At 69.7% G+C, this 11,955-nt stretch carries 10 protein-coding genes and 1 pseudogene; 9 read left to right on the top strand and 2 right to left on the bottom strand.

Features of this window, described 5'->3' with window-relative positions; translation table 11 throughout:
* Window positions 1-290, bottom strand: a pseudogene (locus HG543_RS44780) (hypothetical protein); the annotation flags it as partial.
* Window positions 291-651: 361 nt separating this feature from the next.
* Here HG543_RS44780 and HG543_RS44775 point away from each other — a divergent pair.
* From HG543_RS44775 to HG543_RS44755, 5 genes are all read left to right on the top strand, one after another.
* A complete protein-coding gene (locus HG543_RS44775; protein WP_169351085.1) occupies window positions 652-1,725 on the top strand; it encodes a DUF5005 domain-containing protein in 1,074 nt (357 codons plus the stop codon).
* Window positions 1,726-1,863: 138 nt separating this feature from the next.
* Window positions 1,864-2,628 carry a hypothetical protein gene (locus tag HG543_RS44770; RefSeq protein WP_169351084.1) on the top strand — a complete coding sequence of 255 codons (765 nt, stop codon included), beginning with the start codon at window positions 1,864-1,866 and terminating at the stop codon, window positions 2,626-2,628.
* Between the two features lie 110 nt (window positions 2,629-2,738).
* Window positions 2,739-3,263, top strand: a complete 525-nt coding sequence (locus HG543_RS44765; protein ID WP_169351083.1) for a hypothetical protein — start codon at window positions 2,739-2,741, stop codon at window positions 3,261-3,263.
* A gap of 205 nt (window positions 3,264-3,468) precedes the next feature.
* Window positions 3,469-4,518: a hypothetical protein gene (locus HG543_RS44760; protein WP_169351082.1), complete on the top strand. Its 1,050-nt coding sequence runs from the start codon at window positions 3,469-3,471 to the stop codon at window positions 4,516-4,518.
* A 25-nt stretch (window positions 4,519-4,543) separates the two neighbouring features.
* Window positions 4,544-5,728, top strand: coding sequence for an aminotransferase class V-fold PLP-dependent enzyme (locus tag HG543_RS44755; protein ID WP_169351081.1), 1,185 nt, complete (start codon window positions 4,544-4,546; stop codon window positions 5,726-5,728).
* An 81-nt stretch (window positions 5,729-5,809) separates the two neighbouring features.
* On the opposite strand, the gene HG543_RS44750 is transcribed toward HG543_RS44755, so the two are convergent.
* Window positions 5,810-7,093: a YncE family protein gene (locus HG543_RS44750; protein WP_211194590.1), complete on the bottom strand. Its 1,284-nt coding sequence runs from the start codon at window positions 7,091-7,093 to the stop codon at window positions 5,810-5,812.
* A gap of 262 nt (window positions 7,094-7,355) precedes the next feature.
* On the opposite strand from HG543_RS44750, the gene HG543_RS44745 reads away from it, so the two are divergent.
* The 4 genes from HG543_RS44745 to HG543_RS44730 all read left to right on the top strand — a co-directional run.
* The gene (locus tag HG543_RS44745; protein ID WP_169351080.1) at window positions 7,356-8,753 is read left to right on the top strand and encodes an MFS transporter; all 1,398 of its coding nucleotides are present in this window, start codon (window positions 7,356-7,358) and stop codon (window positions 8,751-8,753) included.
* Window positions 8,750-9,820: an ornithine cyclodeaminase family protein gene (locus HG543_RS44740; protein WP_169351079.1), complete on the top strand. Its 1,071-nt coding sequence runs from the start codon at window positions 8,750-8,752 to the stop codon at window positions 9,818-9,820. The genes HG543_RS44745 and HG543_RS44740 overlap by 4 nt, the downstream gene beginning before the upstream one ends.
* 7 nt (window positions 9,821-9,827) lie before the next feature.
* Window positions 9,828-11,210, top strand: a complete 1,383-nt coding sequence (locus tag HG543_RS44735) for a hypothetical protein (protein WP_169351078.1) — start codon at window positions 9,828-9,830, stop codon at window positions 11,208-11,210.
* A 255-nt stretch (window positions 11,211-11,465) separates the two neighbouring features.
* The coding region (locus HG543_RS44730; protein WP_169351077.1) for a hypothetical protein at window positions 11,466-11,955 on the top strand (490 nt) is incomplete at its 3' end.

Genomic DNA, 11,955 nt, shown 5'->3' with positions numbered 1-11,955 from the left:
GGCAGGGGGTTGGGAGGGAGCAGGTGGGCCGTGCCCGTCAGGGTGTAGCCCGGGGCGAGCGCCACGCCGGTCAGGTTGACGACGTAGAAATCCTCGAAGGCGGGGCCCACGGCCTGCGAAGCTCCCTTCAGCGCGGGAATCTGGACCGAGCCCTCCGAGCGCAGGCTGACGTACTCGCCACGCTGGGAGAGGAAGTCGAGGTCACCGAACTCGTTCTGCTCGGCGAGCGCGATCGACGGCGCGAGGGACAGTAGGGAGACCGCCAGGAAACGCTTCACGTTCCTCGTCATGGACTTCTCCTGTGTTGTGGTGCGTGTTGGCCGAAGCCAATGCCTTACTAACATCGGGTCGTTTTGAATTGCAAATGCAAGCGGGCAATTCCTGAACTTCCAGGGTGCGTGAAGGATTGCGGCGGAAGCGTGTTGCCCGTTCTCGACAATGTCAGACTAAGGGGTTTCCACGGGTCATCAATGGCATATGTCATTGCGCTCGGGCTGATAGTGAAAGAAGGGCGCACTCGCGGTTGGGAGGGCCACTGGTCCTGTAATTGCGAAGCTGAATGGGATTTCATGGTAAGCGGAACTGCTGGAACGCGTCCGTCCTCTCCTGTCGGGAGGACACGGCGCTTCCCTCGGCGACAGGAGTCACACGATGCTGGGACGTCTGGCGATGATGGCGTTGATGCTGATGTCCGCGGGCCCGGCGCTGGCGCAGGTCGCCGCGCCGACGACGGCGGGAGGTTTCTTCAATCTCTTCCAGGCCAAGAACGACTGGACCTGGAGCGGCGGCGACCAGGTCACGAGCTTCAAGGCCAGCAATGGCCTGACGTACTGGTCCTTTGGTGACACCATCCAAGGAACGGAGGACGCGACGACCGGCGCCTACGTGGCGGGGTGGAGGATGATTGGCAACAGCCTCCTCGTGCAGCGCGGAGGTCAGCTGGGCGCCGCCATCTCGGGCATCGCCGTGCCGGACGCCAGCGACGGAGACCGCTACTGGACCCAGGGCATGTTCGAGGCGAATGGCGCGCTGTACGTGCTGTGCCAGCGCGTGCGGAACACGCCCGACGGCTGGTTCGAGCTGCGGGGCGTGGAGCTGGCGAAGTTCGCCTTCAATACGGACGGCACGCTCCGGCGCGTGGGGCTGTTCTCCACGCCTTCCTCGGGCAGGAGCGGCGGCAATTCGGCGGCGGCGACCCAGTACGCCGCGGATGCGGTGGTCTCCGGCACCACCGTCTACGTCTTTGGCTACGCCAACGCGCCGGAAGACCCGTTCGCCCCGCACCGGAGCTACGTGGCCCGCGTGGCGACCAGCCAGGTGGAGACGGCCTCCGCATGGCGGTTCCGCTACGCGGATGGCACGTGGGGAACGGACATGGCCCTGGCCGCGCCCATCCTCCATGCCCAGGTCAGCAGCACGCGCCTCATCGGCGGCAGCTGGTACCTGGCGTACAAGCCGTGGAACGGGTGGGGTGACACCGTGTTCGTCGAGCGGCGCGCGAGTCCCTGGGGGACGGCGCTGGCGACCACCACCGTCAGCTCGCCCGCGGGCACCACGGCGGGCGGACGGAACTACCAGACCTATGCGCCACAGCTCCACCCCGAGCAGGCGCTCGCCTCGGGGAAGGTCCTGCTCAGCATTGCGTGGAATGGGCAGACGCTCGGTGACATCGCGGCGGACGCGGACCTGTACAAGCCGCGCTTCCACGAGGTGACGCTCCCGTGAGCCCATCGCATCCGTGAGCAGGGAAGGGGGTTGCGGGAACCCCATGGGCCCACACCTCGGGTGGGGGTGATCCACATCGACGCGGCAGGTTCAATACCTGATGGGCCGCGAGTCCTCCGGCCCATGAGGAACGCATCGATGAACCGACACCCGCGCAAGTGCACCGTGAAAGCCCTGATGTCCTCCCTGTTGCTGGCCGCCTGTGGCGGTCCGCTCGAGTCAGGGGAGTCCCCCTCCGAGCCGCTCCTGGACACCCGGGAGTCGGCGCTCTGCGCCGGTGCGACCGTCAGCTCCCTCTCCATCTCGAGCATCAGCGCGTACGGCGGTGAGGCGGCCGGCAGCGGGGCCTGGTCGGTGACCTTCCCGGCCGATGGCATCCACCTGGACTTCTACGTCGATGGCATCAAGCGCGGCGAGCAGGACCTGCGGGCCACCAGCGGCCGCTCCGGCACCTGGTCCTTCAGCTACAGGCCCGTGAGCTGCGGTGTGGCGCACTCGCTCGAGCTGAAGGCGTATCCGATTTCGTTCCTCAGCACCGGCATCGACCGCTGCCAGACCTCCAGCCCTCCGTCCGCGAGCGCGACCTTCAGCGAGGCGTGTCCCACCAGCACCCTGTCGTGCGCGCGCACCTCGTCGACGGAAATCACCTGCACGGGGAACGGCACGGGCGGCACGGGCTCTCCCTACACCGGGCAGTGGCAGCGGACCGAGCAGAACCACTCCACCGGCTCGTACTACCAGAGCGGTTGGTACACCGGCCCCCTGACGAACACCTTCTACTGCCCCCAGGGCTTCATCCTCCTGTCCCCCACCAACTCGGACCTGCTCATCGAGTTCAAGGCGCGCGACGCCAACGGCCTGGAGTCGAACGCCCTCTCCCAGTCCTATCCCTGCAGGTTCTGAGCACGCGCGAGGAGGGGCCGGCACGGCGGTCGCCCCTCGCGGGCGCCTGCCTGGAGGCTCGGGCAGCCAGGGAGCGTCAGACCGGTGGTGTATCCGCCTGACTCCGGGAGGTGCTGCCCCTGAACCACATCCGCTTCGACGTGCCGATTGCCACCAAGAATCCCACCAACCAGCGAGAGCACCCGATGGCCCGGCACCGGCGTGCGAAGGGGCAGCGCCAGGCCACGCACCTCTTCTGGCCCGGCTGGAAGGGTCCGGCGCTGCTGGTGGTGCGCCTCACCCGCGTGTCGCCGCGCCGGCTGGACTCGGAGGACAACCTTCCGGCCGCGCTGAAGTCCGTGCGCGACGAGGTGGCGAAGAAGCTCCGCCTGGACGACGACTCGCCCCTGGTGCGCTGGGTGTACGCCCAGGCCCAGGGGGCGCCGTCGGTGCTGGTGGAGCTCTCCTGGGGAGATGACCCGCTCGCCCAGGCCGTGCGGGCCCAGGATGTGCTGCGGCCGCCACCTCCTCCGGTGCCGGCGGCGGCCGTGACTCCTCGCGCGGCCGGGGGAGCCCGGAAGAAGGCTCCGGCCCGGCCGCGGGGCGGGCTCGCGGCCCTGGCCACTCCGGCCTTCATCCGCTGGACGAAGCCGTGACCCGGGCCACGGGAGGCGCACGGCCCCAGCGCCGGCACTGCTGCCCGGGGACGGGCGCTTGCGCGGTGGCGGGTTCGCGTTGACAGGGGTTCACTCCGGGTGGGAAGCAGGGCCGCTCGCTTTCCTCCAGGAGTTTCCGCTGGCTCCGTCGACCTCCGCGCGTCCCTCCCTGACCGACCTGACACGCCCCGGGAGCGCTCGCTTCGTGGCCTTCTGCGCCATCGCCGTGGTGTTCATGCACCTGACCGTCTGGCGGTGGATTGCCTTCCGGCGCCATCAGACGTTCGGACACATCCTGTCGTACTGGGACTCGGCCTATTACACGGCCATCGCGCGCGACGGCTACAGCGGCGTCCTCTTCGCCTTCTATCCGGCGTACCCGCTCACCGTCGGGTTCCTCGGGAAGCTCCTGGGCGTCACCGAGTTCCAGTGGGTGGGCGCGGTGTTCTCCACGGTGATGTTCGCCGGGTTCCTCTTCTGGTGCTTCCGCGCGTCGCGGAGCGGGGAGGTCCCCGACGGCCTGACACCGAAGTCCCGCCTGGGCTGGCTCTTCGTCCTTCTCTGGCCCGTGAGCTACATCTTCCACTCGCACCACACGGAAGCGCTGTTCCTGCTGCTGTCGTTCCTCGCGTTCTTCTTCAGCGGGACGCGGCGGCCGGTGTGGGGCGGCATCTTCGCCGCGCTGTGCGCGCTGACGCGCAACCAGGGCGTCCTCGTGGTGGGCGCGGCGGCGCTGCTGGCGGCCTGGGTCGAGACCACGCCCGCGCGCCGGGTCCGCGCGCTGCTCATCGCGGGAGTCCTTGGCGCGCTCGGGGTGGTGGGCTTCCTCACGTTCCAGAGCGTGGTCGCGGGCTCTCCCTTCGCCTTCGTGAAGGCGCAGCAGAACTGGACGCACGTGGAGTCGGTGGGGCAGGTCCTGAAGGCGTTCGTGTTCGCGAATCCCTGGCAGAGCACCGACCCCTACAACGTGCTCTGGTACATCTCCTGGTGGGTCCTCCTCATTGGCGCCGTGCTGCTCGCGCGCCGGCAGCCCGCGCTGGGCGTCTACGCGCTGCTCTGCCTGCTGATGCAGTTGTACCAGGGGGAGTTCGTCAACACCTTCCGGTTCGCGGCCCCGGTCTTCCCGCTGCTCTTCTTCCTCGGAGACGGCTGTGCGAAGCGCCCGCGCTGGTTCCAGTTCGCCGTGGTGATGGGCCTGTTCGTGCTCAACGTGGCCACGGTGCGGCACTATGGCCTGGGGGAGTGGGCCTACTGACTTTCGCCTGCCCGAGGAGTACCGCATGAGCATCGACGTCACCCGCGCCCGCGCGGAGACACCGGGGACCGCCCACGTCGCTCACTTCAACAACGCCGGAGCGAGCCTGCCAGCCCAGCCCGTGCTCGACGCGGTGATGGAGCACCTCCAGCGCGAGGCTCGCATCGGCGGCTACGAGGCGGAGGATGCGGCCCGGGACAGGCTGGAGCGCGTCTACGACTCCATCGGCATGCTGCTCAATGCCTCTCGTGACGAGGTCGCCGTCGTCGAGAACGCCACCGTCGCCTGGGACATGGCCTTCTACGGCCTCGCCCAGGACTTCCGCCCCGGGGACCGCATCCTCACTGGCGTCGCCGAGTACGCGGCGAACTACGTCGCCTACCTCCAGGTGGCCCGGCGCACGGGCGCCGTCGTGGAGGTCGTCCCGAACGACGCGCACGGGCAGCTGTCCATCTCCGCCCTGGAGTCGATGATGGACTCGCGCGTCCGGCTCATCTCCGTCACGCACATCCCGACCAACGGGGGGCTGGTGAACCCGGCGGCCGCCATCGGCCGCGTCGCCAGAAGGGCCGGCGTGCCCTTCCTGCTGGATGCCTGCCAGACGGTGGGGCAGCTGCCCGTGGACGTCGAGGCGCTCGGCTGTGACCTGCTGTCCGCGACAGGCCGCAAGTTCCTCCGAGCCCCGCGCGGCACGGGCTTCCTGTACGTCCGCAAGGCGCTGCTGGAGCGGCTCGAGCCTCCCATGCTCGACCATCATGCGGCGCCCTGGACGTCCGTGGAGGGCTACACCCTGCGTCCCGACGCGCGGCGCTTCGAGAATTGGGAGAACAACATCGCCGCGAAGCTCGGCCTGGGCGTCGCGGTGGACTATGCGCTGGGCTGGGGACTGGACGCCATCTGGGAGCGGGTCCGCGGCCTCGCGGAGCGCCTGCGCGCCCGGCTCGCCGACCTCCCCGGCGTCACCGTGCGCGACGTGGGCGAGGTGAAGTGCGGCATCGTCACCTTCACTGTCGAGGGACAGTCCCCGGACGCCCTCCGGCAGCAGCTGCTCGCCCAGGGCATCAACGTATCGGTGACGCGGCGCCCGTCCACGCGGCTGGACATGGAGGCGAGGGGGCTGGGCGAGATGGTCCGCGCGTCCGTGCACTACTACAACACCGAGGAGGAACTGGAGCGGCTGGTCGACGCGGTGGTCCGGACCTCGTCGTGAACGAACCCCGAGGGGCGGCGGGACGCCCGCGCGTGCTCCTCGCGGGCGTCCGGGCCGGGCTTCCGCCCCGTGGCGGCTCCGTCAGGGGAAGAGCGACGCCGCGAGCTTCGCGGTGCGCGCACGCTGCGGGTGGTCGCCCACGGGGATGCGGGCCACTTCCTGCTCGGTCGCGTAGGAGATGACCGACACCGTGTCGTCGCCCGCCACCGAGACGAAGCAGAACCGTCCGTCGACGCTGGTCGTGGCCCAGTAGGTCCGCGCGCCGAGCGGGTTGATGCGGTAGCGGAACGTCTCGCGCGACACGATGGCCGCATAGTTGGACATCGTGCCCGCCACGCAGAGCTTCGTCCCGTCGCCGCTCATCGCGATTCCGTGGTGGGCGGAGTCGAGGAGGTACTGGTCGCGGCGCAGCGCCTGCGTCTCCGGGGAGACGGGCAGGTGGGCAATCCGCGTCACCCGGTCCGCCTCCAGGTCGTACTCCACGAAGCCGTGGAAGAACGACACCTGGAAGTAGAGGAATCGCTCGTCGGGAGACAGCGCCATCGGACGGACGGCCGCGCTCATCTCGGGCATGCCGAGCTCGGCGAGCTTCTGGCGCATGTTCAGCCTCTTGAGGACCTGCAGCGTGCGCGCATCGACAATCTGGAAGTAGCGCTCACCCTTGGTGCCATCCAGCTCCGGGGTGTCGAGCGCCGTATAGACGGTGCCGATGCTGGCATGGAAGATCTTGCTGCCGTCCCGGGAGTAGTTGTTCTCGTGCGGGTTGTCCCCCGAGGGGAAGGAGCCGACGATGCTCCCGGTGGCGGTATCGATGATGTGCGCGCGATTCGCCGTCGATGCCGAGACGGTGAGCCGGGTGCCATCCGGCGAGATGGCCATGTGGTCGGCGCGGTTGCCTTCGACCCGCGTCCGCCAGCGAATCCTCCCGGTGCTCAGGTTGATGGCCACGACGTCCGCGAAGCTGGGCCGCGAGACGTAGATGACCTGCCCGTCATTCGAGGCGAACACGTCATCCACGAACTGGTCGTGGCCCTCGCCCACCTGCTCGCGGATGAACAGGAAGTACGTCAGGCGTATCGGGTCGAGCGTGATTTCCAGCATCCGCTCGCTCTTGTCGGGAATCACGTTGATGCGGCTCAGCCGCTGGTAGGTCCGAACGTCGATGACGTCGACCGTTCCGTCCCAGTTGTTGCCGACCAGCAGGACGTCGCGCATCCCGGAGGAGGCGGTGGCCACGCCGGCGGCGGGCGTGACGGCGGCAAGGGGAGGGGCGGCACGCGCCTCCGGACTGAAGACCAGGAACGCGGTGACCAGCGCGGAGAGGAGGGCGACTCTGGCGGGGGCGGCTTCGTGGGTTCTTTTCATTGCGGGGCCTCATCGTGCTGTCGCTCCTCGGGAGGCACGGCAACCGTGCTCCGGGCGCGAGCAGCCGAGAGAGCATGGATACCGAGTCTTAACGGATAAACAGGTAAACGACACTCGGTTGAAATGGAGACACAATGGCGAATGCCGGGCCCGTGTATCAGGCGAATATTGCCATGTATGTGCAAGGGCAATGTGGCTGCTTCTAGCAGGTGGTCCGCATGTCAGACGGGGTTCGTAGGGTGCTCACGTTCACGAGCCCCCCTTGTCTCCAAACCCCTCCCCACAAGCTGCTCCACCTCCCGCGCGCTGGCTCGTCGTCGCCGCCGTGCTGGCGGCCACCGTCGTGGAGGACCTGCCATCGAGCATCCTCACGGTCGCGCTGCCGGACGTGATGCGGGACTTCTCCGCCAGCGTGGCGCAGGTGGAGTGGGTCGTCAGCGGAAGGACGCTCACGCTCGCCGCGCTGACGCCGCTGGCCGGTTGGCTGTCCGTCCGGTGGGAGCGGCGTCGGTTGCTGCTCGGCGCCATCCTGTTGATGGGGATGACGAGCCTCGCGGCGGCCCTCGCGCCGGGGCTTCCGTGGCTCGTCCTGGCCCGTGTCCTGGAAGCCGTCGCGACCTGCGTCATCACCCCCGCGTGCATGGTGATGCTGGCGAGCGCCTTCGCTCCCCATGAACGCCCGCGGGTGATGGGCACGTGGCTCTTCGCCTCCACCGCGGTGCGCCTCGCCGCCCCGCTCCTGGGAGGCGTCCTGACGCAGTGGGCTTCGTGGCGCGCCATCTTCCTGGTGATGGCCGGGCTCTGCCTGCTGACATGGGCGGCGGGGCTGCGGGCCTTTCCCGCGTCACCTCCCGCCGCGGACCAGGACAGGGCCCTGGACCCCTGGGGCTTCCTCGGGCTGGCCAGCGGCCTCGGGGCCTCGCTGCTGGCGGCGCGAGGGTGGCCGGGGAGCGCTTCCGGGGAGGCCCGCCTCGTCGCCCTGGCCGTGGCGCTCGCGGGAGGCGCCCTGTTCGCCCTGCGCGCGCGGCGCCCGGACGCGGTGCTGGACGTGGGGTTGCTGCGCCACCGCAACCTCGCCCTCGCGCTGCTGATGGCACCATTCCGGGGCTTCGTGCTGATGGGCTCCGTGTTCCTGTTGTCCCTCCACCTGCCGGAGTCGCTGGGGCTCACCCCGCCGGAGGTGGCCCTGGTGCTGATGCCGGCCACGCTGGTGGCCGCGGCCGTGACGCCCGGCGTGGGCTGGCTCGTGGGGCGCTGGGGGGCACGGTGGCCCGCCGCGCTGGGCGGGGTGCTGGTGGCCCTGTCGCTGGCCGGACTGGCCCGCGCCGTTCCCAGCGGCCCGGTGGAGGTGGCCCTGCTACAGGCGCTCCGAGGCGCGGGCGTGGCGCTGCTGTCGACGCCGCCCTACGTCGCCGTCATCAACGCGCTGCCCGCCGCCCAGGCGGGAGCCGGCGCCAGCTGGCACGGCCTGGCCTATGGGCTCGGCTCCACCACGGGCGTCGCCGGGTGCGCCGCGCTGCTGGCGTGGCTGGAGCCCACCCTGGGCCGCGCCGCCGCCTTCCAGGGGGCGCTGCGCTTCACCGCCCTCATCGCGCTGCTTGGACTCATCCCCGCGCTGCTGCTCGACGACCCCCAGACCCGAGGAGTCCACCCCGCATGAACACTTCACACCTCCACCCCGCGCGCTTCGCTCCCGGCAGCGGGGACGTGCTCTTCCTGTCCCTGGAGGACGTCCTGGCCTGTGGAGGCGGGGACGTCGTCCTCGCGAGCGAGGACGTGCACCAGGGCTTCGACCTGCTGCGGCGTGGCCTCATCCAGCAGCCCTCCAAGGTGTCGCTGCAGCCCAGCCCGGAGCAACCGGACTGCGAGACGGGCTACGTCAACTTCATGCCCACGTTCATCGAGCGGGACGGCCGTCAGGTGCTGGGCTGCAAGGCCATGGGCTCCATGCCGACGAATGTCGGCCGGGGGCTGCCGCGCGCCGCGGGGCTCATCCTCCTCTTCGACCCGGCGACGAAGCTGCCCGCGTGTGTCATGGACTCGCAGGTCATCAGCGCCACCCGCACCGGAGCCGTGTCGCTGCTCGCCGCGCGCCGGCTGGCCTCGTCGGCCACGCGGGAGGTGGGGCTGGTGGGGGCGGGCGTCAACATGCGCACCCAGTTGCTGGGCCTGCGCGCCAGCCTGCCGGCGCTCCAGCGCTGCCGGGTGTACGCGCGGGGGGAGTCGCGTCACCGCTTCGCGGCGGAGATGTCGGCGCGCACGGGCCTGGAGGTGCGCGCCGTGGACAGCGCCGAGGAGGCCGTGCGCGACCAGGAGCTCGTCGTCACCTGTGTCTCCGTGGACCATGCGCCGGTGGTGCGGGAGCGGTGGGTGAGGGAGCGCGGGCTCACCGTCTTCTCCATCAGCGGCTTCGAGGTGGAGCTGGAGCTGCTGGGGCGGATGGACCGCATCATCGCGGACCGGTGGAAGGACGTGCGCAGCCGCGGCGTGCAGGCGCATGCCATCGCCGTGGCCCGGGGCCTGCTCGCCGAATCCCGCGTGGAGGACCTGGGCCCCATCCTGGCGGGGGAGGTGCCCGGCCGGCGCTCGGAGACGGAGAACATCTTCTTCTCGCCGGTGGGGCTGGCCTTCGAGGACATCCTCGTGGCCGACCGGGTGTTCCGCACCGCGCTCGCGCGCGGCCTGGGTCAACGTCTGCCGTTGTGGGAATCCAGCCAGTGGGTGTGAGGGAGCCATGCAACTGACCGCCGAGCAGCTCCACGAAAGACTCGCCCGCCTCACGCCGGCCCGGTGCGCCGGCTTCGTCGCGGACGCCCTCGCCAGCATCCCGCCGGAGGTTGCGCACCTGGCGGAGGCGGCACCCTTCATCGCGCCCCTGAGCCTGGATGCGGCCCAGGTGCGCGTCGCCATGCACCGCACCCAGGTGCTCCTGGACGCGCTCGTCCGCCTGGAGGAGCACGTGCTCACCCCCGAGGGCGAGCCGCTGCGCCAGCGGCTCGTGCGCTCGCTGGAGCCGGGCAGCGCGCGGCTGGTGGCGCAGTGCACCCATGAGTCGCGGTACTCGCTCCAGCGGCGGCTGCGGAGGATGGACGCCTTCCTGGAGCCCACGACGGGGCGCTACTCGGTCATCGAGGTGAACCAGGTGGCGCCGCTGTCTTTCGAGTCGCACGACATGGCCCAGCGGCTGGCCCAGCGGATGATGGACGCGCTGGGGTTCGACTACACACCCCGGTTGCTGGCGCCCCGAATCTTCCGGTGGCTCCAGGGCGAGCTGCACGCGCGGCAGCCGGGCCGGGAGCTGCGTCTGGTCGCGCTGGTGTCCGAGCATGGCTACCCCACCAAGTCGGGGCTGCCCGGCCTCGCCCGGCTCGTCCAGGAGGCAGCGCGCGAGGCGGGCTTCTCCACGGACGTGGTGCACTGCTATCCGCCGGAGGTCCGGCGCGTCCAGGGCCGTCCCGTGCTGGCCGGGCGGGAGGTGGATGTCATCTGGCGACAGTCGGTCTTCCTGGACGGGTACCGGGAGCGGGGCGAGGACGTGAGCGACTACGAGGCCCTGTGCTCGCACCCGGAGGAGCACCTCATCGTCAACTCGACGCGCTCCTTCCTCACCGCCAGCAAGGAGACCTTCGCCCTGCTGTGCGAGCCCGAGGTGCAGCGCGCGCTGGGGCTGCCGGTGGAAGCGTTGGCGGTGCTGCTCGAGACGGTGCCGGAGACGGTGAACCTGGCCCACGCGTCCCACCGGCGCGCGGAGATACTGGAGGACCGGGCCGCATGGATTTCCAAGCCCACGGACTCCTCCTTCGGACAGGGCATCGAGTTCGGCACGCGGCACACCGCGGACAGCTGGGCCCGGATGGTGGATGCGAGGGCGGGGGACGGCTTCGTCTTCCAGCGCCGCGTGGCCTACCCGGTCATCCGGTGGCCGCAGGTGATGCGCTCGGGCGAGCTGGTGTCCCGCGACATCGAGTTCGACTTCTGTCCCCACCAGGTGGATGGGGAGATGCCGGGCACGGCCCTCATCCGCGCCCACCTGCGGGACACCACCCTTGGCAGCGACCGGGTGATGAACGTGTCCTCGGGCTCCTGCATGGTGCCCTTCCTTGCCCCGGCGGGCTGACGGGCCCGGTGAAGCGGGCAGGGAAGGTAAGGGTATTCCATACGTTGCACCACGCCTGCCAACCCCGCGAAACTCCGACCCCGTTGCGATATTTGAATGTGCTGTGAGTGCAAATAGTTAATGTCGTTGCAATCTTGCTTCCGGATATGGCAAAGAATCCGGCCTAAGGCAGGTGTCGGGGCCGACTTTCGTGGCGCTCCCGACCCTCCTGCCGCCCACCGGACCGTGGGCACACACGAGAGGGCGACGACGAACATGCAAGGCAATGGGAAGCTGATCGCGACGATGGCCGCGGCACTGGGACTGGTGGCGATGGACGCGAACGCCACCGACGACACGACGCCCATCACGACGGGCGACATCAAGATCTTCAAGAAGGTCAACGGCCAGGACTTCCAGTTCCTCGGTGACCTCGCCTTCACGTTCGAGGTCCGCAAGGGCGCCACGGCGAACTACCCGGGTGGCGAGGGCACCGTCGTCGCCGGTGGCCTCATCGCCGACTCGAACAACACGGGCCTCATCCACGTCCAGGCCCTGCCTTTCGACACCTACCAGGTCTGCGAGGTGAACATCCCCGCGGGCTGGCGCTCCTCGCTCAGCCTCGAGGGCGGCTTCATCCCCAACAGCGTCGGCAACCCCAACCCGGACACGCGCACCGTCTGCAAGGACGTGGTGGTGCAGTACCCCTGGGTGCACCTGGTCGACGTCAACAACACCGAGTACACCGAGCCGCCGCCTCCGCCCC

The sequence above is a fragment of the Pyxidicoccus fallax genome (genome assembly GCF_012933655.1).
Taxonomy (GTDB): Bacteria; Myxococcota; Myxococcia; order Myxococcales; family Myxococcaceae; genus Myxococcus; species Myxococcus fallax.
This window is presented reverse-complemented; position numbering and strand designations above follow the sequence as displayed.